The organism is Pseudomonas sp. M2, assembly GCF_015751845.1.
GTDB classification, from domain to species: Bacteria; Pseudomonadota; Gammaproteobacteria; order Pseudomonadales; family Pseudomonadaceae; genus Aquipseudomonas; species Aquipseudomonas putida_E.
Genome location: NZ_JADOUD010000001.1, coordinates 5,614,159 through 5,637,178, shown reverse-complemented (window position 1 = coordinate 5,637,178; position 23,020 = coordinate 5,614,159). Strand labels below are relative to the sequence as shown.

Annotated in this window: 24 protein-coding genes; 12 read left to right on the top strand and 12 right to left on the bottom strand. The window is 63.1% G+C overall.

The annotated features are described in order from the left end of the window. Nucleotides 1-4: 4 nt before the first annotated feature. Nucleotides 5-385, bottom strand: coding sequence for a transcriptional regulator (locus IWW33_RS26050; RefSeq protein ID WP_115275031.1), 381 nt, complete (start codon nucleotides 383-385; stop codon nucleotides 5-7). Nucleotides 386-660: 275 nt separating this feature from the next. Further along, nucleotides 661-1,119 carry a hypothetical protein gene (locus IWW33_RS26045; RefSeq protein WP_046785436.1) on the bottom strand — a complete coding sequence of 153 codons (459 nt, stop codon included), beginning with the start codon at nucleotides 1,117-1,119 and terminating at the stop codon, nucleotides 661-663. A gap of 151 nt (nucleotides 1,120-1,270) precedes the next feature. Here IWW33_RS26045 and IWW33_RS26040 point away from each other — a divergent pair, with 151 nt between their 5' ends. Then, a complete protein-coding gene (locus tag IWW33_RS26040; RefSeq protein ID WP_012314261.1) occupies nucleotides 1,271-1,459 on the top strand; it encodes a hypothetical protein in 189 nt (62 codons plus the stop codon). A 36-nt stretch (nucleotides 1,460-1,495) separates the two neighbouring features. Here the strand turns inward: IWW33_RS26040 and IWW33_RS26035 are convergent, their stop codons facing one another. Then, complete coding sequence (locus IWW33_RS26035; protein WP_115275028.1) at nucleotides 1,496-1,870, bottom strand: fe2+ zn2+ uptake regulation protein; 375 nt, start codon at nucleotides 1,868-1,870, stop codon at nucleotides 1,496-1,498. A 223-nt stretch (nucleotides 1,871-2,093) separates the two neighbouring features. On the opposite strand from IWW33_RS26035, the gene IWW33_RS26030 reads away from it, so the two are divergent. Further along, nucleotides 2,094-4,385: an acylase gene (locus tag IWW33_RS26030; RefSeq protein WP_115275027.1), complete on the top strand. Its 2,292-nt coding sequence runs from the start codon at nucleotides 2,094-2,096 to the stop codon at nucleotides 4,383-4,385. Nucleotides 4,386-4,503: 118 nt separating this feature from the next. Here the strand turns inward: IWW33_RS26030 and IWW33_RS26025 are convergent, their stop codons facing one another. Both IWW33_RS26025 and IWW33_RS26020 read right to left on the bottom strand, forming a co-directional pair. Continuing rightward, the gene (locus IWW33_RS26025; protein WP_115275026.1) at nucleotides 4,504-5,226 is read right to left on the bottom strand and encodes a UDP-2,3-diacylglucosamine diphosphatase; all 723 of its coding nucleotides are present in this window, start codon (nucleotides 5,224-5,226) and stop codon (nucleotides 4,504-4,506) included. Further along, nucleotides 5,223-5,723, bottom strand: coding sequence for a peptidylprolyl isomerase (locus tag IWW33_RS26020; protein ID WP_039603152.1), 501 nt, complete (start codon nucleotides 5,721-5,723; stop codon nucleotides 5,223-5,225). Before IWW33_RS26020 ends, IWW33_RS26025 begins: the two co-directional genes overlap by 4 nt. 249 nt (nucleotides 5,724-5,972) lie before the next feature. Between IWW33_RS26020 and IWW33_RS26015 the strand changes: the two genes are divergently transcribed. Further along, nucleotides 5,973-7,676 (top strand): glutamine--tRNA ligase/YqeY domain fusion protein, encoded by a 1,704-nt coding sequence (locus IWW33_RS26015; protein ID WP_115275025.1) that lies wholly within the window; start codon nucleotides 5,973-5,975, stop codon nucleotides 7,674-7,676. 9 nt (nucleotides 7,677-7,685) lie between these two features. Beyond that, nucleotides 7,686-9,068 carry a cysteine--tRNA ligase gene (cysS, locus tag IWW33_RS26010; protein ID WP_039603150.1) on the top strand — a complete coding sequence of 461 codons (1,383 nt, stop codon included), beginning with the start codon at nucleotides 7,686-7,688 and terminating at the stop codon, nucleotides 9,066-9,068. 487 nt (nucleotides 9,069-9,555) lie between these two features. Here the strand turns inward: cysS and IWW33_RS26005 are convergent, their stop codons facing one another. The 6 genes from IWW33_RS26005 to IWW33_RS25980 all read right to left on the bottom strand — a co-directional run bounded on the left by IWW33_RS26005 (nucleotide 9,556) and on the right by IWW33_RS25980 (nucleotide 15,479). Next, nucleotides 9,556-10,947 carry a HAMP domain-containing sensor histidine kinase gene (locus IWW33_RS26005; RefSeq protein ID WP_161871477.1) on the bottom strand — a complete coding sequence of 464 codons (1,392 nt, stop codon included), beginning with the start codon at nucleotides 10,945-10,947 and terminating at the stop codon, nucleotides 9,556-9,558. Next, on the bottom strand, nucleotides 10,925-11,605 hold the full coding sequence (locus tag IWW33_RS26000; protein ID WP_046787707.1) for a response regulator transcription factor: 681 nt from the start codon (nucleotides 11,603-11,605) through the stop codon (nucleotides 10,925-10,927). Before IWW33_RS26000 ends, IWW33_RS26005 begins: the two co-directional genes overlap by 23 nt. Before the next feature lie 237 nt (nucleotides 11,606-11,842). Beyond that, nucleotides 11,843-12,862: a branched-chain amino acid aminotransferase gene (locus IWW33_RS25995; RefSeq protein ID WP_046787706.1), complete on the bottom strand. Its 1,020-nt coding sequence runs from the start codon at nucleotides 12,860-12,862 to the stop codon at nucleotides 11,843-11,845. Nucleotides 12,863-12,984: 122 nt separating this feature from the next. Continuing rightward, nucleotides 12,985-14,577, bottom strand: coding sequence for an ATP-binding cassette domain-containing protein (locus IWW33_RS25990; protein ID WP_115275022.1), 1,593 nt, complete (start codon nucleotides 14,575-14,577; stop codon nucleotides 12,985-12,987). A gap of 168 nt (nucleotides 14,578-14,745) precedes the next feature. After that, complete coding sequence (locus IWW33_RS25985; RefSeq protein ID WP_119688939.1) at nucleotides 14,746-15,105, bottom strand: hypothetical protein; 360 nt, start codon at nucleotides 15,103-15,105, stop codon at nucleotides 14,746-14,748. Beyond that, complete coding sequence (locus IWW33_RS25980; protein ID WP_119688940.1) at nucleotides 15,102-15,479, bottom strand: glyoxalase superfamily protein; 378 nt, start codon at nucleotides 15,477-15,479, stop codon at nucleotides 15,102-15,104. The genes IWW33_RS25985 and IWW33_RS25980 overlap by 4 nt, the downstream gene beginning before the upstream one ends. A gap of 328 nt (nucleotides 15,480-15,807) precedes the next feature. On the opposite strand from IWW33_RS25980, the gene IWW33_RS25975 reads away from it, so the two are divergent. From IWW33_RS25975 to ureG, 8 genes are read left to right on the top strand one after another with little or no spacing between them, the layout of a single operon-like run. Further along, the gene (locus tag IWW33_RS25975) at nucleotides 15,808-16,641 is read left to right on the top strand and encodes an urease accessory protein UreD (RefSeq protein ID WP_174141486.1); all 834 of its coding nucleotides are present in this window, start codon (nucleotides 15,808-15,810) and stop codon (nucleotides 16,639-16,641) included. A gap of 9 nt (nucleotides 16,642-16,650) precedes the next feature. Continuing rightward, nucleotides 16,651-16,953, top strand: a complete 303-nt coding sequence (locus IWW33_RS25970; protein WP_046787702.1) for an urease subunit gamma — start codon at nucleotides 16,651-16,653, stop codon at nucleotides 16,951-16,953. A gap of 19 nt (nucleotides 16,954-16,972) precedes the next feature. Continuing rightward, a complete protein-coding gene (locus IWW33_RS25965) occupies nucleotides 16,973-17,290 on the top strand; it encodes an urease subunit beta (RefSeq protein ID WP_039602758.1) in 318 nt (105 codons plus the stop codon). Next, nucleotides 17,287-18,990, top strand: a complete 1,704-nt coding sequence (gene ureC, locus IWW33_RS25960) for an urease subunit alpha (RefSeq protein WP_012314277.1) — start codon at nucleotides 17,287-17,289, stop codon at nucleotides 18,988-18,990. The genes IWW33_RS25965 and ureC overlap by 4 nt, the downstream gene beginning before the upstream one ends. A gap of 10 nt (nucleotides 18,991-19,000) precedes the next feature. Then, nucleotides 19,001-19,492 (top strand): urease accessory protein UreE, encoded by a 492-nt coding sequence (ureE, locus tag IWW33_RS25955; RefSeq protein ID WP_119688943.1) that lies wholly within the window; start codon nucleotides 19,001-19,003, stop codon nucleotides 19,490-19,492. Between the two features lie 20 nt (nucleotides 19,493-19,512). Further along, complete coding sequence (locus IWW33_RS25950) at nucleotides 19,513-20,058, top strand: HupE/UreJ family protein (protein WP_046787700.1); 546 nt, start codon at nucleotides 19,513-19,515, stop codon at nucleotides 20,056-20,058. Further along, nucleotides 20,058-20,732, top strand: a complete 675-nt coding sequence (locus IWW33_RS25945) for an urease accessory UreF family protein (protein WP_046787699.1) — start codon at nucleotides 20,058-20,060, stop codon at nucleotides 20,730-20,732. The genes IWW33_RS25950 and IWW33_RS25945 overlap by 1 nt, the downstream gene beginning before the upstream one ends. An 11-nt stretch (nucleotides 20,733-20,743) precedes the next feature. Beyond that, nucleotides 20,744-21,367 (top strand): urease accessory protein UreG, encoded by a 624-nt coding sequence (ureG, locus tag IWW33_RS25940; RefSeq protein ID WP_119688944.1) that lies wholly within the window; start codon nucleotides 20,744-20,746, stop codon nucleotides 21,365-21,367. Here ureG and IWW33_RS25935 read toward each other — a convergent pair. Continuing rightward, a complete protein-coding gene (locus IWW33_RS25935; RefSeq protein ID WP_231386202.1) occupies nucleotides 21,330-22,910 on the bottom strand; it encodes a sensor domain-containing diguanylate cyclase in 1,581 nt (526 codons plus the stop codon). The genes ureG and IWW33_RS25935 overlap by 38 nt on opposite strands. Nucleotides 22,911-23,020: the final 110 nt, after the last annotated feature.

The window sequence follows — 23,020 nt, the reverse complement described above, 5'->3', positions numbered from 1 at the left end:
GTCGTCAGCGCGTGCAAGGCTCCTGGCGACGGATATTGCCGATCTGGCGCAGGCTCAGGCCGTACTTGTCGGCCAGCAGGCTGCGTGATAGCCCTTCAGCGCTTTCTTTCTGGATTTGCAGGTTGCGCAACTGCCGCAGGAAGTGGTCTGGCTTGGGGATTTCCAGTGCTACACCGGCAAACCGCTTGATCAGGGCGTCCAGAGCTTCGCCAGGGAGCACGTCGGCGAGCTTGGTGCGCTCACGATGCTTGGGGATGTATTTGGGCCTTCCGCCGAAGGCGCAGGTCAGTTGGTAGGCGTTTTCTATGCCGATACATTCGATCAGTGACTGCAACGAGTGCGGCAGAAGGCTGATGTCGATGGCTGTGAGATCTGGCAATTCCATGTGGTGCTCCCTCGCGGTAGATGGGGCGCGATGCTTTGATGAGCCGCAATGGCGGGTCAGCGATTACCATCGGCGTTCTGTCGTTGGCGTGAGAGGATTGTCAGTGAGTGACGAATAACGTCGCTAGGCGCCAAGTGGTCCAGCTGTTGTAGCCTCGGGGAGCAAGATTTGAAGGCAACGATTTCGCGTGTTGTAGGACATCGCTCTGGCGTTGCCCTACAGCCGTTGATACTCAGGGGGGCACTTTTCCGTGAGGCAACTGGGTGCCAGTACCCTCAACCGCAGGGGTAAACATGCATCAAGCTCACGTTGCGCAGGTAGGCGTGGGGCCAATCGGCCATTGTTTGAGGCAGACTGCGCCAGTCGACCACGAGGCAGAGGGCACTGAGAGATTGCTTATCGTGCCGGCCCAGCACTTTACCGGGGAAGGATCGGCGATAGAGCGCAAGGGTCTTGCCCACTGCTTCGACTTGTCCGGCGTTGGCCAAGGTTTCGTAGGCGAGCCTTGGCAACTGCGGCTGCTCGATTGTGAAATGGGCGTGGCCGGGCCTTGCGAGCAGGTGCCCGGCTGCCCTTGTTCGATGCCATAACTGTTGCCATTGGTTGCTGCCGGCGTAGTCCGCCAGTTCGCGGCCCATTTTGAGCAATTGCTCAGGTGGTATCTGGCGGATATCCAGGGCGTGGGTGGGGAGAGAGGGCAGTAACAACAGAATGAGCAGGGCGGGCTTGAGCATGGAGCCTCCAGCATGGGCGGTAGGGAGGCCAATGCTTTCAGGCTTGAGGTGCCACGCTAAGCAGGAAATGCAGCGCCGAAAGCCATGGGCGTTGTATCATTGCCCCGGCTCGTTGCGAGCCATTTGCCCCCGATGTTGCAAGGAACTATCGATGACACACGTGCAGCGCCTCAAATATTCGATTCTTATCATCCTGGTGGTGCTGGGCCTCATGCTGGGCCTGTCACACCTGCAGAAGCAGGGCACCATCAGTGAACAGACTTTCCAGCTGCTGGCCATCGCCATTGCGGTGGTGGTGGTCGTGATCAACGGGATCCTGCGGCGCAAGGTCAAGCCCTGACCCGTACCGGCCGGCCAGGTATGGCCGGCCATGCGCTCAGCGTGCAGAGGGTTGCTCGAGCACGGCGCGCGCTTGCGGGTTGAGGCTGTAGCACTTGTCGTTGCCCAGGTTGATCACGCCCTCTGCGCACAGCCGCTTGAGCACCTCCCGCACACTGAGAAACGACAGCGGAATATCCAGTTGTTCCAGATGCGCGTGCACACCGCGCACGCCAATGCTGCGGCCGGAACGGCCGGCGCTGTGCAGGGCGTCGATCACTTTGAGACGAATCAGGCTGGTACGCAGCCCATAGGTGCGCAGCAACTCGCGGATCTGTTCGTTGCCGACACGCTCTTCCCCGCAGGCGTCCTGTCCATTGGCCGCTTTGGCCGGGGTTCGCCCGGTCTGAAGTGAGGATTGCGGGTTGTACATGTGAATGCTCCTTTTCGTGGACTTTCCCGAAATATGGGTGCCTCACTTACTAGGACGAATGAGAACGGAGAATCTGCAGCCTTTGCGCAAAAAAAAGATTCTCTGCCGGTCTCATGAAGACGAATCTGTTTCTCCTTGTGCGTAAAATTTTCATGTGGGCGTTCGTCTGATTGGGAATGATCCCAGAAGCCGAGGAGTGCCCGTGCTCTCAATTTCACGTCCCATGACCTGCGCTGGCCTTGCGGCCGCGCTGGTTGTCTCCAGCATGGCCGCGCAGGCGTTGGAACCCAAGTCTGATGCCACTGCGCAAATTCGCCGTACAAGTTTCGGCGTGCCGCATATCGTGGCCAAGGATGAGCGCGGCCTGGGTTACGGCATCGGTTATGCCTATGGCCAAGACAATCTGTGCCTGCTGGCCAATGAAGTGCTGACGGTCAACGGTGAACGTTCGCGCTTTTTTGGCGCGCAGGGCAAAACCCTCGAGCAGCGCGATAACCTGACCAGCGACCTGTTCTTCACCTGGTTCAATACGCCGACTGCGGTCAACAGCTTCCTGCAGGCCCAACCTGCTCAGGTGCGTGATTTGCTGGAGGGCTATGCCAGTGGTTTCAACCGCGCCTTGGCCGAGCGTCGTAGCCAAGGGCTGCCGGCAGAGTGCGGGGATGGTCAGTGGTTGCGGCCGATCACCAGCCTGGACCTGGTCAAGCTGACCCGCCGTCTGCTGGCTGAGGGTGGGTTGGGCCAGTTCGCCGAAGCGCTGGCGGCTGCCCGGCCGCCGCAGTTGGCGAGCCAGCAGGCAGCGCCCACGTTTGGCGAGGCACTTGCCCAGCAACAGCGCTTCGCTTCGGAGCGCGGCAGCAACGCCGTTGCAGTGGGTGCGGAGCGTTCGGCCAACGGCCGCGGGCTGTTGCTGGCCAACCCGCATTTCCCTTGGATGGGCGGGATGCGCTTCTATCAGATGCAACTGACCATCCCTGGCCGACTGGACGTCATGGGCGCCGCACTGCCTGGCTTGCCGGTAGTGAACATCGGTTTCAACCGTCACCTGGCCTGGACCCACACGGTCGATACGTCCAAACACTTCACCCTCTACCGACTGCAACTGGACCCCAAGGATCCGACCCGCTACCTGCTCGATGGCAAGTCCCTGCCGCTGACGCGCCAGGCTGTGAGTGTCACGGTCAAGGCTGAGGATGGCACGCTGAGCCAAGTGCAGCGCCAGGTCTACAGTTCGAGCTTCGGGCCCGTGGTGCAGTGGCCAGGGCGCCTGGACTGGGACAGCAAAGCGGCCTACAGCCTGCGCGACGCCAATCTGGAAAATACCCGCGTGCTGCAGCAGTGGTATCGCATCAACCGGGCCGATAGCCTGGCGGCACTGAAGGGCTCGGTCGAGCAGTTGCAGGGCATCCCCTGGGTCAATACCTTGGCCGTCGATGCCGGTGGCCAAGCGTTGTACCTTAACCAGTCGGTGGTGCCTTATGTGGACCAGCAGATGCTGAGCCAGTGCAGCAACCCGGCGGCGCAAGGGCCGCTGGTGGTGCTCGACGGTTCGCGCAGCGCCTGCCAGTGGAAGGTCGATGCACAGGCAGCGCAGCCTGGCATCTTCCCGGCGCATCTGTTGCCCAGCCTTGCGCGCAACGATTTCGTGCAAAGCTCCAACGATCCGGCATGGATGACCAACCCCGCCCAGCCTTTGACGGGGTACTCGCCGCTGATCAGCCGCAGCGACCAGCCCTTGGGCATGCGCGGGCGCTTCGCGCTGGAGCGCCTGCAAGGCAAGGCCAAGCTGGGCATGGAGGACCTGCAGCGTATGGTGATGGATGACGAGGTCTACCTGGCCAGCCTGGTGCTTCCAGACTTGTTGCAATGGTGCAAAGGCGCTGAGGCCGATTTGCAGGCACTGTGTACGAGCCTGGCGAGCTGGGATGGCAAGGCTGACCTGAACAGCGGCATTGGCCTGGTGCACTTCCAGAACATCGTCGACGCCTTGGCCAGGTATCCGCAAAGCTGGCGTGTGGCCTTCGACCCGGCAGACCCGCAACACACGCCGCGTGGGTTGGCAGTGGAGCAGGCGGCGGTGCGCAAGTTGCTGCGCGAAGCGGCGCTGGCCTCACTGCAGCAGGTAGCCAAAGCCGGCGTTGCTGAAGACAGCCGTTGGGGGCAGATCCAGCAGGCGGCCGATGGCACACCGGTGCCGGGCGGCCCGCAGGGCTTGGGGGTGTATAACGCGATCTACAGCGTCCCGCATGGGCCGGGCAAGCGGCTGGTGGTCAGTGGCACCAGTTACTTGCAACTGGTCAGCTTCACCGATAAGGGGCCCCAGGCGCGCGGGTTGTTGGCCTTCTCGCAGTCCAGCGAAGCCGCATCGGCGCATGCGAGCGACCAGACCAAAGCGTTCTCGGCCAAGCAGTTGGCGCACATCCCGTTCACCGAGGCGCAAATCAAGGCTGACCCCGAGTATCGGCAGTATGTGATCAGTGAGCGGGACAAGGGGGCAGTGGCGAGCCAGCCTTAAGTTACAAACCTGTACCGGCCTCATCGCCGGCAAACCGGCCCACAGGTATCAAGGATAGTGGCGTACCTGTAGGCGCCGGCTTGCCGGCGATGAGGCCGGTATGGCGAAGCTATCAGTTTCAGGAAAACTCGAACGGCTCCAGCTGAAAGCCCTGCGCATCCACCTGCAGGGTCCAGCCGCGACGGTCCCAATCGCCCAGCACGATGCGCCGGGCAGGCTCCCCGTTCACCACCAGCTTGTGGATCGCCGGCCGGTGAGTGTGGCCATGCACCAGCGTTTTCACGCCATGTGCCGCCATCACCGCTGGTACTTCTTCTGGTGTGACATCGACAATTTCGGTGGCCTTCATGCGCGTTTGTGCACGGCTTTCGTTACGCAGCTTGCGCGCCAGCTTTTGCCGGGTGGCAAGCGGCAAGTGCCGCAGAATCCACAGGCTCAACGGGTTGCGCAGATAACGGCGCATTTTCATGTAACCGATGTCGCGGGTGCACAGGGTGTCGCCATGCATCAGCAAAACCTGCTCGCCGCCCAGGCTGATCACGCTGGGGTCGGCCAGCAGGGTGCAGCCGGCGGCCTTGCAGAAAGCCTCGCCAATCAGGAAGTCACGGTTGCCGTGCATCAGGTACACGGCGGTGCCGCTGTCGCTCAGCTGGCGCACGGCCTGGCAGATCGACTGCTGGAACGGCGTCATGGCATCGTCGCCGATCCAGGCTTCGAAGAAGTCGCCGAGGATGTACAGCGCCTTGGCATGGCGTGCGCGGCCGTCGAGCAGATCAAGAAACGCCCGGGTAATGTCCGGGCGTTCTTCTTGCAGATGCAGATCAGAGATCAGCAGTATCACTCAACGATCTCGGCTTTCTCGATGATCACGTCGTCTTTTGGTACGTCCTGGTGGCCAGCCTTGGAACCGGTGGCGACCTTTTCGATGGCGTCGACGATTTCACGGCCTTCGGTCACTTCGCCGAATACCGCGTAGCCCCAGCCCTGGGTGTTCTTGCCGCTGTGGTTGAGGAAGTCGTTGTCGGAGGCGTTGATGAAGAACTGGGCCGAGGCGGAGTGCGGCTCCATGGTGCGGGCCATGGCAATGCTGTACTTGGTGTTCTTCAGGCCGTTGTCAGCTTCGTTCTGGATGCTGGCGCGGGTTTTCTTCTGGCTCATGCCCGGCTCGAAGCCGCCGCCCTGGATCATGAAACCCTTGATCACACGGTGGAACACGGTGCCATCGTAGTGACCGTCCTTGACGTACTGAACGAAGTTTTCCGTGGTGAGCGGCGCTTTCTCGGCGTCCAGTTGCAGGACGATAACGCCGTGGTTGGTGGTCAGTTTGACTTTGGACATGCTGGAATTCGCTCTTTCAAGGCATTCGGGAATTAGGGTGCGCAGTGCGCCTGTAGTCACCTGACGCAGGATCGGGCGACCGCGACACATGGCGCGCACTGGCCATTTTGCCAGGCCGCGACAAAAAGCTGCGATAAAATCACGGCAGTTTGTCCGAGCCTGGCTGTCAGCAGCTTGACTGCTTCGGCTATGATAGGCCCTTTGATTCAATCGGCCTACCCAGGCCGGACACGTGCATTCAAGGATCCTATGAGCAAGCCCACTGCCGACAACGCGCCCAACGCCGCTGCCAAAGGCGCCCCCGCCGTCCCTGCGAACTTCCTGCGGCCGATCATCCAGGCCGACCTGGACTCGGGCAAGCACAGCAGCATCGTCACTCGTTTTCCGCCGGAGCCCAATGGCTACCTGCACATCGGCCATGCCAAGTCGATCTGCGTCAACTTCGGCCTGGCCAAGGAGTTCGGCGGCGTCTGTCACCTGCGCTTCGACGACACCAACCCGGCCAAGGAAGACCAGGAGTACATCGATGCCATTCAGCGCGACGTCAAATGGCTGGGCTTCGACTGGGCCGGCGACGTGCGTTATGCCTCGAACTACTTCGACCAGTTGCACGACTGGGCCGTTGAACTGATCAAGCGTGGCAAGGCCTATGTCTGTGACCTGACCCCTGATCAGGCCAAGGCCTACCGTGGCAGCCTGACCGAGCCAGGCAAGAACAGCCCGTTCCGTGAGCGCAGCGTCGAAGAGAACCTCGACCTGTTCGCGCGCATGAAGGCCGGCGAGTTCAAGGATGGCGAGCGCGTGCTGCGCGCCAAGATCGACATGGCCTCGCCGAACATGAACCTGCGCGACCCGATCCTGTACCGCATCCGTCATGCCCACCACCACCAGACCGGTGACAAGTGGTGCATCTACCCCAACTACGACTTCACCCATGGTCAGTCCGATGCCATCGAAGGCATCACCCACTCGATCTGCACCTTGGAGTTCGAAGGCCATCGGCCGCTGTACGACTGGTTCCTGGACAACCTGCCGGTACCGGCGCATCCGCGTCAGTACGAGTTCAGCCGCCTGAACCTGAACTACACCATCACCTCCAAGCGCAAGCTCAAGCAGCTGGTCGACGAGAAGCACGTCAGCGCCTGGGACGACCCGCGCATGTCGACCCTCTCGGGCTTCCGCCGTCGCGGCTACACCCCGGCCTCGATCCGCAACTTCTGCGAGATGGTCGGTACCAACCGCTCCGACGGTGTGGTCGACATGTCGATGCTCGAATTCAGCATCCGTGACGACCTCGACCGCACCGCGCCGCGCGCCATGTGCGTGCTGCGCCCGCTGAAGGTGGTCATTACCAACTACCCTGAAGGCCAGGTCGAGCAGCTCGAGCTGCCGCGCCACCCCAAGGAAGACATGGGCGTGCGCGTGCTGCCCTTCGCCCGCGAGCTGTACATCGACCGCGACGATTTCATGGAAGAGCCGCCAAAGGGCTACAAGCGCCTGGAACCGGCCGGTGAAGTGCGCCTGCGCGGCAGCTACGTGATCCGCGCCGACGAAGCGGTCAAGGACGCCGAGGGCAACATCGTCGAGCTGCGCTGCTCCTACGACCCGGACACACTGGGCAAGAACCCCGAGGGCCGCAAGGTCAAGGGCGTGATCCACTGGGTGCCGGCAGACGCCAGTGTCGAATGCGAAGTGCGCCTGTACGATCGCCTGTTCCGCTCGCCGAACCCGGAAAAGGCCGAGGAGGGCGCCAGCTTCCTCGACAACATCAACCCGGACTCGCTGCAAGTGCTGACCGGCTGCCGTGCCGAGCCGTCGCTGGGCCAGGCGCAGCCTGAAGACCGCTTCCAGTTCGAGCGCGAAGGCTACTTCTGCGCCGACCTCAAGGACAGCCAGCCGGGCCGCCCGGTGTTCAACCGCACCGTCACCCTGCGTGACTCCTGGGGCAGCTAAGGAACCACCGTGCTTACCATTTACAACACGCTGAGCAAAACCAAGGAAGTCTTCAAGCCGCTCGATGGCAACAAGGTGCGCATGTATGTGTGCGGCATGACCGTGTACGACTATTGCCACCTGGGCCATGGCCGCAGCATGGTGGCCTTCGACCTGGTCACCCGCTGGCTGCGCAAGAGCGGCTATGAGCTGACCTACGTGCGCAATATCACCGACATCGACGACAAGATCATCAACCGGGCCAACGAGAACGGCGAAACGTTCGACGCGCTGACGGCCCGCATGATCGATGCGATGCATGAGGACGAACGGCGCCTGAACATCCTCAAACCGGACCAGGAACCGCGTGCCACCGACCATATCGCCGGCATGCACGCGATGATCCAGACCCTGATCGACAAGGGCTACGCCTACGCGCCGGGCAATGGCGACGTGTACTACCGGGTCGGCAAGTTCGTCGGCTATGGCAAGCTGTCGCGCAAGAAGATCGAGGACCTGCGCATCGGTGCCCGCATCGAGGTCGACGAGGCCAAGCAGGACCCGCTCGACTTCGTGCTGTGGAAGGGCGTCAAGCCGGGCGAACCGTACTGGGATTCGCCCTGGGGCCCAGGCCGTCCGGGCTGGCACATCGAGTGCTCGGTGATGTCCACCTGCTGCCTTGGCGAGAGCTTCGACATCCACGGTGGCGGCAGCGACCTGGAGTTCCCGCACCACGAGAACGAAATCGCCCAGAGCGAAGCGGCGACCGGCAAGCAGTACGCCAACGCCTGGATGCATTGCGGCATGATCCGCATCAATGGCGAGAAGATGTCCAAGTCGTTGAACAACTTCTTCACCATCCGTGACGTGCTCGATGTGTATCACCCGGAGGTGGTGCGCTACCTGCTGGTGGCCAGCCACTACCGCAGTGCCATCAACTACTCCGAAGACAGCCTGCGTGATGCCAAGGGCGCCCTGGAGCGCTTCTATCACGCGCTGCGTGGCTTGCCACGTGTGGCGGCCAAGGGTGGTGAGGCATTCGTCGAGCGCTTCAGCGTGGCGATGAACGACGACTTCGGCACCCCCGAAGCCTGCGCTGTGCTGTTCGACCTGGTGCGCGAAATCAACCGCCTGCGCGACAGCGACCCGGATGCGGCTGCCGGCTTGGCCGGTCGCCTGCGTGAGCTGGGTGATGTGCTGGGTGTACTGCAGCTGGAGGCCGATGACTTCCTGCGTGCGGGGGCCGAGGGCAAGGTCGATGCGGCTGAAGTGGAAGCACTGATCCAGGCGCGCCTGCAGGCGCGTGCCGACAAGAACTGGGCAGAATCCGACCGTATCCGCGACCAGCTGACCGCCATGGGCGTGGTGCTGGAGGATAGCAAGGGCGCGACCACCTGGCGTCTGGCTGACTGATGATGTGAAGGGGCCGCTTTGCGGCCCCATCGCCGGCAAGCCGGCTCCCACAGGTATTGCGCAGGGCTTGAAGGTTGCACTGTCGTGGTGAGAGCCGGCAAGCCGGCGACAGGTATTGCGCAGGGCTTGAAGGTTGCACTGTCGTGGTGAGAGCCGGCAAGCCGGCGACAGGTATTGCGCAGGGCTTGAAGGTTGTGCTGTCGTGGTGGGAGCCGGCTTGCCGGCGACAGGTATTGCGCAGGGCTTGAAGGTTGTGCTGTCGTAGTGAGAGCCGGCAAGCCGGCGACAGGTATTGCGCAGGGCTTGAAGGTTGCACTGTCGTGGTGAGAGGCGGCAAGCCGGCGACAGGTATTGCGCAGGGCTTGAAGGTTGCGCGGTCGTAGTGAGAGCCGGCAAGCCGGCGAAAGGTATTGCGCAGGGCTTGAAGGTTGTGCTGTCGTGGTGGGAGCCGGCTTGCCGGCGATGGGCTGCATAGCAGCCCCCGCTTTTACCTGGGCAACCCCGCCAACGCGCAATGCAACACCAGCTTAGCCCCACCCAGCTCACTGTCACCCACCTCCAGCCCAAACCCATGCAGGTCGACGATCGCCGCAACGATCGACAAACCCAGCCCGAACCCCGGGTGGCGGTGGCCTTCCTCGCTGCGATAAAAGCGCTTCAGCACGGCAGTGCGCTCTTCTTCCGCAATCCCAGGCCCACTGTCCTCGATAGCGATATGCACGCCTGCTTCGTCCTGCGTAGCCGTAATGGCCACCTGGCCACCTTCTGGCGTGAACTTGATGGCATTGCCCACCAGGTTGGCCAGCGCTTCGAACAGCAATTCACGGTCCCCATGCAGCGCCGGCAAGTGCTCAGGCTGTTGCAGGTGCAGGCGGATACCGCCATCTTCGGCCAGGGGCAGGTAGAAATCGTGCAACTCCACCAGAAGCTCACGCGGGTCCAGCTGAACGAAGCCGGCGCGGCGCTGGCGATCCTCCAGTTCACTGATGCGCAACAGGCCGCGAAAACGTGCCATCAGGGTATCGGTTTCGCCGATGGCCTGGTCCAGTGCCTCGGCTTGTGCCGAGTCCAGCCCGGTCTGCTGGCGGATGCGGTACAGCTGTGCACGCAGGCGGGTGAGTGGTGTGCGCAGGTCGTGGGCAATGTTGTCGCACACGCCCTTGACCTCATGCATCAGCCGTTCTATCCGGTCAAGCATGGCGTTGACGATGGCGGCCAGCATGTCCAGCTCGTCGCGGCGGGCCGACAGCGGCAGGCGGTGGGTGAGGTCGCCGGCGACGATCAGCTCTGCCTGCGCCTGTATGGCCCGAATGCGTTTCAAAGGCCTGCGGCGCAGCAGGTACCAGCCGGCGAAGCCTGGGATCAGGGTCAACGAGATGCCCCATAGCAAGGCGTGCAGGATGATGCGTGTCACCACGAACAACGAGCCGTTGTCGCGCAGCAGTACCAGCCAACGGCCGTCCTGAACCTTGATTGCCACCGCGTCGCAGCTGTCACGCGGCATGTGCGGGTCATCGGCGTCCAGGCACCGCTCGAGTTCATGCACCTTGCCGTCCAGCCCGAGTTCCGGCGGAATTGCACGGATACGCCCGCCGATCGGGTTGAGCTGGGCGTCGAACAGGCCGTAGGCATCAAAGGCGCGCTCCTCGAACGCCTGGCTGGCGATCAGCGCGTCGTCCAGCTGCTTGCCGCTCATGTGCGCGAACAGGTGCTGGCGCTGCAGCATGGAGTGGCGGGTCAGCTTGTTCAGGTAGCTGGACACCTCGAAGTACAGCACCCCCATGAGGATGCTGCTCCAGGCCACGAAGAGGAAGCTGTACAGCGCCAGCAGGCGGCTGGTCGAGGAGCTCCAGCCCTTAGACGGGTTCAGCAATGGCATAGCCGGAGCCCCGTACGGTACGGATCAGCGGCGATTGCCCGGGGGCATCGATCTTCTTGCGCAGGCGGCCGATATGCACATCGATCAGATTGGTGCCAGGGTCGAAGTGGTAGCCCCAGACTTCCTCGAAGATCATCATCCGCGTGATCACCTGGCCGCTATGGCGCATCAGGTACTCCAGCAGTTTGTACTCGGTGGGCAGCAGGTTGAGCGTCTGTTCGCCGCGGCGGGCCTCATGGCTGATCAGGTCCAGTTGCAGGTCGGCGACCTGCAGCCGGGTCTGGGTCATCGGCACGCTATTGCGCCGCAACAGCACTTCCACCCGTGCGGCCATCTCGTCGGAGGCGAATGGCTTGGTCAGGTAGTCGTCGCCACCGGCACGCAGGCCTCGCACACGCTCGTCGACGTCGGATAGCGCGCTGATCATCAGGATGGGCGTTGCGATTTTCAGGTTGCGCAGGGTGGTGACGATGGTCAGGCCATCGACCTCTGGCAGCATGCGGTCCAGGGTGATCAGGTCGTAGCCGCCGCCGATGGCCTTGGCCAGGCCTTCACGGCCATTGTCAGCCCAATCCACTTCCAGACCGTGGCTGGTGAGTTCGGCGACGATTTCCTGGCCGGTGACGGCGTCGTCTTCGATGGTCAGTACGCGTGGCATGCTGGTTCCTGGGCGTCTAATGGAGGCTTGATTGTGCCAAAGAATAGACTGCCGGGAATTTAAGAAAAATTCATCTGGCTGCAGTTCGTTTGCTGCGGGGCAAACTGTCTTGCTCAACGTCTAAAGATGACGCAATCCCTGTGGGCCGGCTTGCCGGCGATGGGGCCGGAACGCTCAGCCAAAAAAAGGGGCATGCCAGCGTCTGGCATGCCCCGTGGTTCAGCGTGGCGCGATGGCTCAGGCGACCTTGACGATCCAGCCCGCCGGCGCTTCGACGTCGCCGCTCTGGATACCGGTCAGCTCGTTGTAGAGCTTCTGGGTGACCGGGCCGACCTTTTCCAGGTCGTGGAACACGTGCAGCTTGCCGTTGTACTCGATGCCACCGATCGGGGTGATCACTGCGGCGGTACCGCATGCACCGGCTTCGATGAAGCGGTCGAGCTTGTTGATTTCGACATCGCCTTCGATCACCTTCAGGCCCAGGCGCGAGGACGCCAGTTCCATCAGCGACAGGCGGGTGATGCCTGGCAGTACCGAGGCCGATTTCGGCGTGATGAATTCGTTGTTGGCGGTGATGCCGAAGAAGTTGGCCGAACCGACTTCCTCGATCTTGGTGTGGGTCAGCGGATCGAGGTAGATGGCGTCGGCGAAGTTGGCTTTCTTGGCTTCAGCACCTGGCTGCAGGCTTGCCGCATAGTTGCCGCCGACCTTGGCGGCGCCGGTGCCTTGCGGGGCGGCGCGGTCAAAGCTGGAAATCTGGAAGTTGTGCGGTTTCATGCCGCCTTTGAAGTACGAGCCAACCGGGATGGCGAATACCGAGAAGATGAACTCGGGGGCGGTGCGCACGCCGATGTTGTCGCCGGTGCCGATCACGAACGGGCGCAGGTACAGGGCACCCTTGCCGTGTGGCGGGACGAATTTCTCGTTGGCCTTGACCACTTGCTTGCAGGCCTCGATGAACACATCGGTCGGCACGTGCGGCATCAGCAGGCGAGCGCAGCTGCGCTGCATGCGGGCGGCGTTCTGGTCAGGGCGGAACAGGTTGATCGAACCGTCCTTGCAGCGGTAGGCCTTGAGGCCTTCGAAACACTGCTGGCCATAGTGCAGGGCAGTGGAGCCTTCACTGATGTGCAGCACGTTGTCTTCAGTCAGGGTGCCTTTGTCCCACTCACCATTGCGCCATACGGACAGGTAGCGCTTGTCGGTCTTGATGTAGTCGAAACCCAGCTTGTCCCAGTTAATGCTTTCGTTACTCATGACACCCTCGATTGTCTTGCAAGTGCCCGATCGCTCGGGCTGCTGTTATATGCGCACCTCGCCACGATAATACATCCGCTGCGGATCGGGAACGGCCAGTCACGAATTGGCGGCTATCTGGGTCATGGTGACGCCGATGGCAGGTGCAGGTAAGCGTCCAGCGCCAGTTGCTGGAGAAACACTGAATCATGGGAAGCCACCAGCATCGCCCCCTGAAACTGCCGTAGCATGGCCTCCAGCGCTTCCAGCGACGGCAGGTCCAGATGGTTGCCGGGCTCATCGAGCAACAGCAGGTCCACGCCGCGTTTGCGATAAAGCACACCAGCCAGCGCTGCCTTGAGCCGCTCGCCGCCGCTGAGCAAACTGCTGGGCAGCTCGATGCGTGCGGCATCGAGGCCCAGTTGAGCGAGCCGTATGCGCAGAACGCCGGATGGCAGCGTCGGGTTAGCCTCGCGCAGGTGTGCCAGAACGGTCTGCTGCCCGGGTAGTGAACTGCAGTGCTGGTCGAGCATCGCGACTTCGCCGCTCATCCGAACGCGGCCGGCCTGGAAGGGCAGCCCTTCGCACAGCACCTGAAAGAGTGTTGACTTACCACTACCGTTGGTACCGACCAGTCCGAGCCGTTGGCCCAGGCAAAGGCGCAGGTCGATCGGCTCGGTACTGCCGCGCGGCAGCACAAGCCCCTGCAGTGCCAGCACTTCGCGACCAGGGTGCGATTGAGGTGTCGGCGCATGAAGAATGATCGCGCTGTCCCGCTCTACCTGGCGCGCCGCTTGCTGCACCTGCGTTTGCAGGGCCTGCAGGGCATCGTGGTGATCGCGACGCTGTTTGCCAGCCGTGACCTGGCTACGTTGCTGCTGGCGGTCGATGAGTATCTTGGCCTGGTTGGCGTGCTTGGCGTGGTGGCTGGCACGTGACTGGTGGCGCTCAAGGCGCTCCCGTTGTTCGTGCAACGTTTTGGCGGTGAGCTGGCGCTCATGCTTTGCGCGGACCAGTTGTTGCTGAGCCTGTTCGCGTTGTTCGGCCTTGCGCTTGGCATAGAAGCTGTAAGGACCCCCAAATGCCTGCAAGCCAAGGCTCGACAGTTCGACGATGCGCGACATGTGTTCGAGCAAGCCACGGTCATGGCTGATAACCAGCAAGCCCCGGTCCCAAGCCGTGATCATGGCCATAAGCTGAGCGCGGCCTTCGCTGTCCAGGTGGTTGCTGGGCTCGTCCAGGATCAGGTAATCGCTATCGCTGAGCCAGGCACCGAGCAGGGCGACGCGCATAGCCTGGCCGCCGCTGAGCTCGGCAGCGGGGTAATCGGGGGTGAGGTGACCCAGGCCGTGGCGATCCAGCAGGATGTGCAGCCGCTCACGAATGTCCCATTGATCGCCCACAGTGTCGAAATCGTAAAGGTCGATGCTGCCTTTTTCGATACTTTGCAACGCAGCGATCACCTGCCCGACCTGGGCTAGATCGGCGACGGTGGTACTGTGCCGGATCACTTGCTGGCCCAGGTGATGAACCCTGCCATGGCGCGAGCAACGGCCGCTGCTGGGCAAACGCTGGCCGGCGAGTATCTGCCCGAGCAGGCTTTTGCCCACGCCATTACGCCCGACCATGCCGGTCGGGCGTTGGTCAAAGCACGCGTTGAGGTCGGTAAACAGTGGCTTGCCATTGGGCAAAACCAGGGAGACGCTGTCCAGCGTCAGGAACGACGTATTCGTCATGCACAACTCCACTCATGCCGCGACATCTCCGGAGCAAACCAGAGGCTGAAGGCTGGCCGTCGAAGGGACGGCGGCATCAATGGCGCATTGGACGAATACCTCCTGTAGTGAGATGCAAGAGCCTAGCGCAAAGGCGAGGGGAGGTAAATCACCGCTCGCCTGTTGGCCTCAACGCCCCTGCAAGCGCTTGTTCCAGTCGCCTGCGTGGCTTCGTTCGCAGGCTTCTTCACTGTCGAAGCGCACATGCCATGCCGGGTGATCCAGCCTTATACCTGCCTCGTCGAGCGCCTGGGCCGTCAGTTTGAGCATGCGTACCTTCGCATCACCCGCCAGCGCTGCGGCCTTGTCGACCTCGCGCTCGAATACCCAGGTAATGCGCAAGCTGGCAGGGAACTGATCAGGGTCCAGGCGATGGGTCAGCCAGCTGAACCCGATGATTTGCGCCTTGGCCGTTTCGCAGGCGTCGGTCAGGCACGCCACCAGTTCACGCTCAAGGCGCGCCAGTTCGCGTTTGCCCAGTGCTTTCATTGCGCGGCCTCGTCATCGACCTGCTGGCAGAAACGCAACAGGTTACCGAACGGGTCGCGTATCTGCAGCTGCAGGCCCCAGTCGACGCGCTCGGCCTGTGGGCGGGCGTAACCATACTGTTTGTCGAGCAGTTCACGTTCCAGCGCCAGCAGTTCGTCGGTACGGGCAAACACCGTCGAGCCTGGGCACGCGTCGCCGTGATGCTCGCTCAGGTGCAGGACCAGGCCTTCGCGGTGGATTTGCGCATACAAAGGCAGGTCCGGGCTGAAGCGGTGCTCCCAGTCCAGGGTGAAGCCGAGGAAATCGAGGTAGAACTCCTTGGCCTTTTCGACCGAGAAAATGCGCAGGATGGGGATGGCAGGGGCGAGAGGCATGGCGGTTCCTTGGCCGTGGGCGGTACTCAAGTGGATTGCCAGTCTACTGATTGTCGCGGCGAGCTGTCTTGTTCGCGCGGATTACTCTGGCAGATTCGAGCACTGAAACAGGGCTTATGAGTGCCCTCGTGTCGTGCGTCATTACCCGGCATGCCCCACGCCAGAGCCTCGCGCAATATATTTCATCTGGCTTCACCTGCGTAGTTGGCCCGCAAACTGCTATATCCCAGCCAATCGAATTTGATCGAGTGGTCAGGCCTGCAGCACCTCAGTGCGCGGCGGTGATCCTCTTGACGGCCACCAGGCCGTGGATATTAGGGGCTATAGGATGTTGCTGGCGGAGCGCGTCGAACAATCTGAACATGATGCAGGCTGGAGCGCCCACCTGCAGTTGCGCTTTGTCGAGCGTGCTGGCGTGACTCGTCTTGGTGCGCGCCGCCATTTCGGCCCGCTTTTGGTGCAGCGGCCGTTCTACCCGGAAGGTGCGCCGTGCCACGTCTATGTGCTGCACCCGCCAGGGGGCATCGTTGCCGGTGACCGCCTGGAGCTGGATATTCAGCTAGAGCCTGGCAGCCATGCATTGCTGACCATGCCCGGCGCCAGCAAGTTTTATCGAAGTATCGGCCCAACCGCGTGGCTGACCCAACGTTTCCATCTGCAAGCGGGCAGCACCCTGGAGTGGCTGCCCCAGGACAGCATTTTCTTTTCCGGTGCTCGCGCCAGCCTCGACAGCCGCTTCACCCTTGAGCCCGGTGCCCGCCTGCTGGCCTGGGAAACGCTGTGCCTGGGCCGCCCGGTGATGGGCGAACGATTCGATCAGGGCGCGCTGGACAGCCGTCTGAGCATCGAGTTGCCCGATGACCCTGGCTTGTGCGAACGCCTGCGCCTCACCGGTGGCCAGCTCGACAAGCTCGGCGGCCACCCGTTGCTCGCTACCTTCTGTGCGTCCCCGGCAGACCCATCCGTGCTGGAAAGGGTGCGGCCTCTGCTCGAGGAACTGAAAACGCCCGCCGGCGCCACCTTGCTGGGTTCGCTGCTGGTGATTCGCCTGCTGGACCACGACAACCAACATCTGCAACACACCCTGCAGCGCCTCTGGCACGTGCTGCGGCCGGCCGTTCTCGGCCTGCCGGCGTGCCCGCCGCGCATCTGGGCCACCTGAGAGAGCGCCATGGAGCTGACCCCGAGAGAGAAAGACAAACTGCTGCTGTTCACCGCCGCACTGTTGGCGGAACGGCGCCTGGCCCGTGGCCTGAAGCTCAACTACCCGGAGGCGGTGGCGCTGATCAGTGCCGCCGTGCTCGAAGGCGCCCGTGATGGCCGCACGGTAGCCGAGCTGATGAGCCTGGGCCGCGAAGTGATCGGCCGCGATCAGGTCATGGACGGTGTTCCCGAGATGCTCCATGACGTGCAGGTCGAAGCCACCTTCCCTGACGGTACCAAGCTGGTGACCGTACATGACCCCATCGTCTGACCTGGCCGAGGAGCCCAGCATGATCCCAGGTGAAATCCAGGTCGCCGCCGGCGACATCGAACTCAACGTCGGCCGTGCAACGGTCAGTGTCAAAGTGGCCAATCATGGCGACCGGCCGGTGCAGGTGGGCTCTCATTACCATTTTTACGAGGTCAACGAGGCACTGGTGTTCGACCGCGAGCCTAGCCGCGGCTTTCGCCTCGACATCCCGGCCGGCACTGCCGTGCGCTTCGAGCCGGGCCAGGCGCGTACCGTGCAATTGGTAGCCTACGCCGGCAAGCGCGAGGTGTATGGCTTTCAGGGCAAAGTGATGGGCGCACTGGAGGGCCAGGCATGAGCCGCATTTCGCGTCGGGCCTATGCCGACATGTTCGGCCCTACCGTTGGCGACCGCGTGCGCCTGGCCGACACTGCCCTGTGGGTGGAGGTCGAGAAGGACTTCACGGTTTACGGCGAAGAGGTCAAGTTCGGCGGTGGCAAGGTCATCCGCGACGGCATGGGGCAGGGCCAGATGCTTGCAGCCCAGGCCATGGACCTGGTGCTGACCAACGCCCTGATCATCGACCACTGGGGCATCGTGAAAGCCGATATCGGCGTCAAGCACGGGCGCATCGCTGCCATCGGCAAGGCCGGCAACCCTGACGTGCAACCGGGCGTCACCGTGCCGGTCGGCCCGGGCACCGAAGTGATCGCGGCCGAAGGCAAGATCGTCACCGCCGGGGGCATCGATTCGCACATTCACTTCATCTGCCCGCAACAGGTGGAAGAGGCGCTGACCAGTGGCGTCACCACGTTCATCGGCGGCGGCACCGGGCCGGCCACCGGTACCAACGCCACCACCTGCACCCCGGGGCCCTGGTACCTTGCGCGCATGCTCCAGGCGGCCGACAGCCTGCCGATCAACATCGGCCTGCTGGGCAAGGGCAATGCTTCGCGACCTGAAGCGCTGCGCGAGCAGATCGCTGCAGGCGCGGTGGGCCTGAAGCTGCACGAGGATTGGGGGTCTACCCCGGCAGCCATCGACTGCTGCCTGAGCGTCGCCGAGGAAATGGACATCCAGGTGGCGATCCACACCGATACCCTCAACGAATCCGGTTGCATTGAAGACACCCTGGCCGCCATCGGTGATCGCACCATCCATACCTTCCACACCGAAGGGGCCGGCGGCGGCCATGCACCCGACATCATTCGCGCGGCGGGGCAGGCTAACGTGCTGCCGTCCTCGACCAACCCGACCCTGCCCTATACGGTCAACACCGTCGATGAACACCTCGACATGCTGATGGTCTGCCACCACCTGGACCCGAGCATCGCCGAGGACGTGGCGTTCGCCGAATCGCGCATCCGCCGTGAAACCATCGCCGCCGAGGACATCCTGCACGACATGGGCGCCTTCGCCATGACCTCGTCCGACTCCCAAGCCATGGGCCGCGTCGGCGAGGTGGTGCTGCGCACCTGGCAAGTCGCCCACCAGATGAAAGTGCGCCGCGGCCCGCTGGCGCCGGACAGCAGCTACAGCGACAACTTCCGGGTCAAGCGCTACATCGCCAAATACACCCTCAACCCTGCGCTCACCCATGGTATCGCCCATGAGGTGGGTTCGGTGGAGGTGGGCAAGCTGGCTGACCTGGTGCTGTGGTCGCCGGCTTTCTTCGCGGTCAAGCCGGCGCTGGTCATCAAGGGCGGGATGATCGTCACAGCGCCCATGGGCGACATCAATGGCTCGATTCCGACGCCACAACCAGTGCATTACCGGCCTATGTTCGGCGCGCTCGGTGCGGCCCGCCATGCCACGCGCATGACCTTCCTGCCCCAGGCCGCCATGGACCGTGGCCTGGCCCAGGAACTGGGTTTGCAGAGCCTGATCGGTGTGGCCCACGGCTGCCGCCGGGTGCGCAAGGCCGACATGGTCCACAACACATTGCAACCGGTGATCGAAGTCGATTCGCAGACCTACCAGGTGCGCGCCGACGGCGAACTGCTGGTTTGCGAGCCGGCCAGCGAACTGCCGCTGGCCCAGCGTTATTTCCTGTTCTGAAGGAGCGAAGATGATTGTCCTGAACCGCCGGATCGATGCATCCGACACTATCACCGGCACCGTTACCCTGGACGTCGACAGCCGTATCAAGAGCCGCCTGCGCGTAACCCTCGACGATGGCCGCGAGGCCGGCCTGATGCTCGAACGCGGCCACCTGCTGCGCGGTGGCGAACTGCTGGCCGACGCCGCCGGCAGCCAGGTGGTGCGCGTACTCGCAGCGCCCGAGGCAGTATCGACCGTGCGCTGCAGCGACCCGCACCTGCTGACGCGTGCCGCGTACCATCTGGGCAACCGCCACGTCCCCCTGCAGATCGAGCCGGGCCTGCTGCGTTACCAGCACGACCACGTGCTCGACGACATGCTGCGCGGCCTGGGCCTGACGGTCGAGGCCGAGCAGGCGCCGTTCGAGCCGGAAGCCGGTGCCTACCAGAGCGCACCGCATAGCCACAGCCACAGCCATGCGCATGATCACCCCTTCGTGCGCCTGCCAGCCCACTCCTGAACTGCCCCTTGGAGCCCACAATGAAAAAAACGCTTGCCCTTGCCCTGCTGCTGGTTGCGCTGCCGGCCTTCGCCCACCCGGGCCATGACAGCAACCCGCTGCACGATGGCCTGCTGCATCCGCTGACCGGCCTTGACCACTTGTTGATGCTGTTGGGGACCGGCGTACTGGCGGCCTTGACCCGGCGCAACCTGGCCTTGCCGCTGGCAACCCTGGCAGCAATGTTCGCTGGTGCGCTATGCGGCCACCTGTTCGGTGATGTGCTGGGCATGGAAACCATGATCGCCGTGTCGGTGCTGGTGGCTGGCGTTGCCGTACTGCTGCCTAGCCGGCAATTGCTGCTGGCGCTGGCCATGCCGGTGTTTGCCCTGTTCCATGGCTGGGCCCACGGCGTGGAAGCCACACCCAGCGCCTTCTGGCTGTTCAGCGCCGGCTTCGTCACCGTCAGCGGCTTGCTGCTGGTAGTGGGCTTCGCTGTCGGTTGCCTGCTGCGCCGCCATAGCGCCCTGCAGAAAGCCTTTGGCGGCGGCATGCTTGCCGGCGCCGCAGTTGTGCTGGCCGGTTGATGAACAGCGATCTGGCACTGCTGCGCTTGTTGCAGCTGGCCAGCCCCGGCTTGCCGGTGGGTGGCTTTACCTACTCACAGGGCCTTGAGTGGGCCGTCGAGGCGGGTTGGGTGCGTGACATCAAAAGCTTCAGCGCCTGGCAGCGCGAGCAGATGCACGACACCCTCGCTTACCTGGACTGGCCGGTGCTGGCGCGCCTGTACCACGCGTGCAAGGCCGATGATGCCGACGCGTTTGCGCGCTGGAGCCGCTTTCTGCTGGCCAACCGCGAAACCGCCGAGCTGCGCCTGGAAGAGCAGCAGCGTGGCGCGGCCCTGGCACGCTTGCTCGATGGCTGGCAGCTGGGCCAGGCCCCGGCCTGGCGCCCAAGCCTTGAGCTCAGCCAGTTGGGCGGCATGGCCTGGCTGGCCGTGCACTGGTCGATCCCGTTGCGCCAGCTTGCCCTCGGGCATGCCTTCGCCTGGCTGGAGGGCGCGGTCATGGCTGGGGTCAAACTGGTGCCCTTCGGCCAGCAGGCGGCCCAGACCCTGCTGCGCGACCTGGGCGAGATACTGCCCGGCGTCATCGACCAGGCCCTGGCGCTTGGCGACGACCAGCTCGGTGGCGGCCTGCCGCTATTGGCCATTGCATCATCGCGTCACGAAACCCAATACACCCGTTTGTTCCGTTCTTGAGGACTGCCTTAATGCAAAGCTATCAGCAACCCCTGCGCGTCGGCGTCGGCGGCCCGGTCGGCTCCGGCAAGACCGCGCTGCTCGAATGCCTGTGCAAAGCCATGCGTGATCACTACCAGATCGCCGTGGTCACCAACGACATCTACACCAAGGAAGACCAGCGCATCCTCACCGAGGCTGGCGCCCTGGAGCCCGAGCGCATCGTTGGCGTCGAAACCGGTGGCTGCCCGCACACCGCCATTCGCGAGGATGCCTCGATGAACCTTGCAGCAGTGGAAGCGCTGGCACGCAAGTTCGGCAACCTTGAAGTGATCTTCGTGGAGAGCGGTGGCGATAACCTTAGTGCTACCTTCAGCCCAGAGCTGGCCGACCTGACCATCTACGTGATCGATGTCGCCGAAGGCGAGAAGATCCCGCGCAAGGGCGGCCCCGGCATCACCAAGTCCGATTTCCTGGTGATCAACAAGACCGACCTTGCGCCCTACGTCGGCGCCTCGCTGGAGGTGATGGAGCGCGATACACAGCGTATGCGCCCGGAGCGCCCTTGGACTTTCAGCAACCTGAAGAAAGGCGAGGGCCTGCAGGCGGTGATCGATTTCATCGTGGAGCGGGGGATGCTGGGGGTGAGGGGCTGAGGTCAAGCACTTCGACGCGGTTGCGGCCGCTGTGCTTGGCCTTGTATAGCTGCTCGTCGGCTTGCTTGAGCACGCTGTCGGCCTGTTGTGTATCGGGCCGGCGGCAGGCTACGCCAATCGACACGCTAAGCTTGCCCACATGGGGTGAGTCAGCCTGTTCGACTGCGCTGCGTATCCGTTCGGCAATGCGCCGGGCATCGGCCAGGCCAGTGTCCGGCAGCAGCATGGTGAATTCCTCGCCGCCGACCCGGCAGGGCAGGTCATCCTGGCGTGAATTGTGACGCAGCAGCTCGGCGAGGTGCTTGAGCACCTCGTCGCCAGCATCGTGGCCAAAGGTGTCGTTGACCCGTTTGAAGTGGTCGATGTCCAGGGCCAGCACGGCGAATGCTCTAGAGCTTTGCATCAAGGCATCCAGCGCCAGCTGCATGGCACGCCGGTTGGCAAGGCCGGTGAGGGCATCACTCTGAGCCTGCTGGCGCAGCTTGCCGAATTTTTCCTGCAGCAATTGCTCGCCTGTCAGCAAGGCGCGGCGGATGGCTGCGACCTCTACGTACCACGCGTCGATACGGCGCAGCTGTTCGCCGGTCTGGGTGGCGGACAGGTGACTGGCGCTGTGTGCCAGTTGGCGTAACGGCAAGGTCAGGCGGTAGGTCATCCATAGCATCAACAGCAAGCCGATAATGCTGACCGGCAGGATATAAAGCAGCACCTTGCGGGTCATTTCGCCCAGTGGTGCCAAGGCCAGATCCCGCGGTGTCTGGACCACCACTGCCCAGTGCGCTTCAGGCACCGGGGCAAAGCCTGCGAGCATGGGAACGCCGATATAGTTGGGCACTTCAAGGGTGCCTGCCTCGCCACGCAAGGCCGCGCTGATCGTCGGGCTGCTGCTGACCTGGGTGCCAATGCGCGCATGGTCGGGGTGGTGCAGCAGGCGTCGATTGGCGTCGGCGACGAAAGCGAAGGTACCGTCCTGCTGGTAGTGCAGGCCAATCAACGTATGCAGTGCGCTTTCTTTCTTGAGGAACACCGAACCGCCGACAATGCCCAGGTAACGGCCATCGGCGGCAAAGACCGGCTGCGAAACGAATATCACCAGTTCGCCCCCCCGCGAGGTGTAGGCGGAACTGACCCACGGCTGACGGGCTTGCACGGCTTGGCGGATTTCACCGGAGTGCTGGTGGTGGCTGGTGACCTGTTCAATGTTCGGATAAGCCACCAGCACCTGACCTTGGGCGTTGACGATGACGATGGAGTTGAAGTCCTTGTCCTGCACCTGCAGGCGCTTGGCTTCCTTTTTCAGCATGGTCATGTCGTCCAGGCCACCGTCCAGTTGCCCGGCGGTGTAGGACAGGTGGTTGTGTGCCGAGCGCAGGAACTCGTTGATATCCGATGCCAGTTTGCTCGCATAGGCTTGGTTGGCCTTCAGCTCAAGGTCTACCAAGGCGTGGTGCTGTACCCGGTAGGCGACAGCGAGGGTGTTGCACAGGGTTGCCAGGCACGCCAGCACGACAATGCCGACGACCAGGGTTCGTAGGTGGAACATGGGCAAGCGCTTGAGCATGGGGGGCCTGTAATGCAAGGGCGACGGGCTCAAGTATGGCCGTATTCTGCCGAACTGCAGCCATTGTGCCGCCCGGGCTGCTCAGCCATGGC

Coding starts and splice junctions, on each gene's coding strand:
- IWW33_RS26050 (WP_115275031.1), bottom strand. CDS start 385: ATGGAATTGCCAGATCTCACAGCCATCGACATCAGCCTTCTGCCGCAC.
- IWW33_RS26045 (WP_046785436.1), bottom strand. CDS start 1,119: ATGCTCAAGCCCGCCCTGCTCATTCTGTTGTTACTGCCCTCTCTCCCC.
- IWW33_RS26040 (WP_012314261.1), top strand. CDS start 1,271: ATGACACACGTGCAGCGCCTCAAATATTCGATTCTTATCATCCTGGTG.
- IWW33_RS26035 (WP_115275028.1), bottom strand. CDS start 1,870: ATGTACAACCCGCAATCCTCACTTCAGACCGGGCGAACCCCGGCCAAA.
- IWW33_RS26030 (WP_115275027.1), top strand. CDS start 2,094: ATGACCTGCGCTGGCCTTGCGGCCGCGCTGGTTGTCTCCAGCATGGCC.
- IWW33_RS26020 (WP_039603152.1), bottom strand. CDS start 5,723: ATGTCCAAAGTCAAACTGACCACCAACCACGGCGTTATCGTCCTGCAA.
- IWW33_RS26015 (WP_115275025.1), top strand. CDS start 5,973: ATGAGCAAGCCCACTGCCGACAACGCGCCCAACGCCGCTGCCAAAGGC.
- IWW33_RS26005 (WP_161871477.1), bottom strand. CDS start 10,947: ATGCCATTGCTGAACCCGTCTAAGGGCTGGAGCTCCTCGACCAGCCGC.
- IWW33_RS26000 (WP_046787707.1), bottom strand. CDS start 11,605: ATGCCACGCGTACTGACCATCGAAGACGACGCCGTCACCGGCCAGGAA.
- IWW33_RS25995 (WP_046787706.1), bottom strand. CDS start 12,862: ATGAGTAACGAAAGCATTAACTGGGACAAGCTGGGTTTCGACTACATC.
- IWW33_RS25990 (WP_115275022.1), bottom strand. CDS start 14,577: ATGACGAATACGTCGTTCCTGACGCTGGACAGCGTCTCCCTGGTTTTG.
- IWW33_RS25985 (WP_119688939.1), bottom strand. CDS start 15,105: ATGAAAGCACTGGGCAAACGCGAACTGGCGCGCCTTGAGCGTGAACTG.
- IWW33_RS25980 (WP_119688940.1), bottom strand. CDS start 15,479: ATGCCTCTCGCCCCTGCCATCCCCATCCTGCGCATTTTCTCGGTCGAA.
- IWW33_RS25975 (WP_174141486.1), top strand. CDS start 15,808: ATGTTGCTGGCGGAGCGCGTCGAACAATCTGAACATGATGCAGGCTGG.
- IWW33_RS25970 (WP_046787702.1), top strand. CDS start 16,651: ATGGAGCTGACCCCGAGAGAGAAAGACAAACTGCTGCTGTTCACCGCC.
- IWW33_RS25965 (WP_039602758.1), top strand. CDS start 16,973: ATGATCCCAGGTGAAATCCAGGTCGCCGCCGGCGACATCGAACTCAAC.
- ureC (WP_012314277.1), top strand. CDS start 17,287: ATGAGCCGCATTTCGCGTCGGGCCTATGCCGACATGTTCGGCCCTACC.
- ureE (WP_119688943.1), top strand. CDS start 19,001: ATGATTGTCCTGAACCGCCGGATCGATGCATCCGACACTATCACCGGC.
- IWW33_RS25950 (WP_046787700.1), top strand. CDS start 19,513: ATGAAAAAAACGCTTGCCCTTGCCCTGCTGCTGGTTGCGCTGCCGGCC.
- IWW33_RS25945 (WP_046787699.1), top strand. CDS start 20,058: ATGAACAGCGATCTGGCACTGCTGCGCTTGTTGCAGCTGGCCAGCCCC.
- ureG (WP_119688944.1), top strand. CDS start 20,744: ATGCAAAGCTATCAGCAACCCCTGCGCGTCGGCGTCGGCGGCCCGGTC.
- IWW33_RS25935 (WP_231386202.1), bottom strand. CDS start 22,910: ATGTTCCACCTACGAACCCTGGTCGTCGGCATTGTCGTGCTGGCGTGC.